Origin of the sequence: Winogradskyella sp. SM1960 (assembly GCF_020179375.1) — a bacterium.
Classification (GTDB): domain Bacteria; phylum Bacteroidota; class Bacteroidia; order Flavobacteriales; family Flavobacteriaceae; genus Winogradskyella; species Winogradskyella marina.
Genome location: NZ_JAICBG010000030.1, coordinates 1 through 2,749 on the forward strand (window position 1 = coordinate 1; position 2,749 = coordinate 2,749).

4 protein-coding genes are annotated in these 2,749 nt (G+C 31.6%); all 4 read right to left on the bottom strand.

Features of this window, described 5'->3' with window-relative positions; all coding sequences use genetic code 11:
• Nucleotides 1-209: 209 nt before the first annotated feature.
• Nucleotides 210-686 carry an SRPBCC family protein gene (locus K1X16_RS17790; protein WP_225037416.1) on the bottom strand — a complete coding sequence of 159 codons (477 nt, stop codon included), beginning with the start codon at nt 684-686 and terminating at the stop codon, nt 210-212.
• A 2-nt stretch (nt 687-688) separates the two neighbouring features.
• Nucleotides 689-928 (bottom strand): hypothetical protein, encoded by a 240-nt coding sequence (locus K1X16_RS17795; RefSeq protein ID WP_225037417.1) that lies wholly within the window; start codon nt 926-928, stop codon nt 689-691.
• 165 nt (nt 929-1,093) lie between these two features.
• Complete coding sequence (locus K1X16_RS17800) at nt 1,094-1,852, bottom strand: hypothetical protein (RefSeq protein ID WP_225037418.1); 759 nt, start codon at nt 1,850-1,852, stop codon at nt 1,094-1,096.
• Nucleotides 1,853-2,012: 160 nt separating this feature from the next.
• Nucleotides 2,013-2,606 (bottom strand): hypothetical protein, encoded by a 594-nt coding sequence (locus tag K1X16_RS17805; protein ID WP_225037419.1) that lies wholly within the window; start codon nt 2,604-2,606, stop codon nt 2,013-2,015.
• Nucleotides 2,607-2,749 lie beyond the last annotated feature (143 nt).

The window sequence follows — 2,749 nt, forward strand, 5'->3', positions numbered from 1 at the left end:
AAAATAAAACGTCCTTAGCTATTTTTCCGTACACCTTGTAAATATTGACCGAAGAAAATCTGCAATTGCACACAACGGTCTCGTATATGGTTTGTAGCGTGTTTCAGCAACTAAATTAGCAAACTAAAACGAACCAGAGGAAATTCCGAAGGGATTTCCAAGTAGGCGAGTACTAGCAATGAAGTATACACGGTGTTACCATACGTACTTTATTCAGTTATTAATTCTTTCCACTTTTCAGATTCCGCAAATTCTTTTACAATTCGATTCCGTTCTGTTAGTAATTCAGTCATATATTTTTTGAGAAACAACTTGTCTGCTAATTTTCCTAAAATTCCAAAAGGTGACTTGTAATCAAAAAAGTCAGTCATCAAAGTTCCTCCATTCAATTCCGCAAAATGATGTTCGTGTTTAAATTCTTTAAATGCTCCTTTTACCATTTCGTCAGCAAAGTATTTTGGTCGGTCAAATTCCGTAATTCTGGAAGTCAGATTTTGATAAATTCCAAAGTGTTTCGCTCTCCACGTAACGCTTTCATCCATTCCGATTAATCCGCTCGTTTTTCCCGCAATTGCTTGTTCATTTGTTTGTTCGGTCGAAATTTTATGTAAATCGATACTTCGTGAAAGGTCGAAAACTACTTTCTTATCCGCTTTTATTTCAGTTCGAAGTTCAATTCGTGGCATATTTACATCATTTCTGTTTTAACACTCAAGCGACTTTCAATTCCCATATAATCTGAATGATTGTCTGTCATACAGTATATTTTACAAATCGGATTTGCAACTTTAACTCCTAAAGTTTTAATAGTTGATGGAAGTTTTCCGCTTAACTCAATTAGTCCATCTAATCCAAAATAGTCACTTTCATTTGTAACTAATATTCGGAAGTAAAATTCGTCTTGTTTTAATACTTTAACTTGATTCATAGTTCTGGTTTTTTGTATGTATGGTAACGTGTTTGTGTATGATTAGTTGCGTGGTTGGGTAGCTAATTTAGCAAACTTTTACGGACCAGAGAAAATTCCGCAGGAATTTTCGTAAGTAAGCCTAAAAAAGCAATTAATTATACACGTTGTTGTAGCCAGTTTTTTTTAATCTACACCATGAAGCCATTCCTTTATAGAACTTATAAAATTATCTTGTTTTCCTTTCGGATAATCATCAAAGAATGTTACCTTATAAATGTCATTAACTTTGGATGTGTTAGATTTTTTTAATTTTAAACTTCTTGAATGTAAAACACCTTTTAATTCACTTTCCTCAAACAATAACAATATTCTGAATCCTGGCGAAGGGTCAGTTATCCAATTTTCATATTTAAAATAGCTTTCGTAATTCAAAAATGATTCCTTAAGCTCAAGGTCAAAATTATTTATAAAGAAATCAAAGTCTGATTTTTTTCTAGAATTGTTATTAATGTATGATTCTAATTCTTTTTCTAGAAGATATTTTTCTTTAATATTATTTTTATGTGTAAACCCTGATATAAAACCAAAATATTTTCCATCTTCTTCTCCATCAAAAACAATGTCGACTGAATCTTTTGTTATTCCTATCGTTTTATTTCTTGAGTTTTTAATTTTTCTATTAGGGTTTAATTGACCATTTCTATATTCAGTCTCTGATATACCTATAAACAATCCAGCTTCACACCACTCTTTCCTAAAATCAGTAATTTGAACACCAATACTATCATTTAGTTCAAATATTAATTTACCATTTATTTTATCGCGGAAATTGGCAGGTCCATCGATTATCTCTTGGTAATGAGTTCTTTTATTTTCGGTAACTTTTCCTTTGCAGGAAATCATAAAAATACAAATGAATATGAGTAGAAAGTTTTTTTTCATTAGTATGGTTTAATTGGCTACAACGTTTATGTATAAGAATAGTTGCGGGTTTGTATGCGAGGATTTTCCGAAGGAAAATCAGACGTAACAAACACGTAACGACCTTTGATTAAGCACTAAACCGCAATTATTTTTATACGGTGTTGTAAGTAGTGCTTTATTATCTTTTCATCGCAATATTTTCGTGAACCCATTTAACTTCATCTTCCGGCTCAATTTCTCCAACTTTACTACTACATCTGCTAAATGTCGCTGCTGGAAAATCATAAGGTTTACTATCGTCAAAATATGGTCCAACCACACCTAACATCCATCCATTTTCTGCAGCCCAATGTGGTTTATTTGTCATATACTTGAATACGTGATAAAATACATTATTCCCGTCAAAATCTATTTTTACTTTTTCAAGATGTTTTATGTCATCAGGTGCTTTGTCTAATTCAGTCGGGAATTCAAGCCAGTTAACCAATTTACTTTCTGCACCACTTTCAATGGTCAAATATTCTTTAGGGAACAGTTCCGTTTTATTATTTTCAGATAGTATTTGGTAAGTCAGTTCACGAGTTTTGTTATCTTTTGCATATTCCAGAACTTCTTCTTTTTTTATTTCTTCTCCGTTTTCTAATTTTTCCACAAGCGGTTTGATTCTTTCAAATCTCAACTTATGAGTTTTTGCACTTTCTTTTTTGAATGCAAAATATCTGTAAAGAATGAACAGAATTATAATTCCAATTACTATAAATATTATTTTCATATGTCGGTTTTTCGCATTACTTACAACGTGTTTGTGTATGATTAGTTGCGTGTTTAAGCAACTAATTTAGCAAACTTTTACGAACCTGTGAATATTCCGCAGGAATATTCGCAAGTAAGCCTAAAAAAGCAATTAATTATACA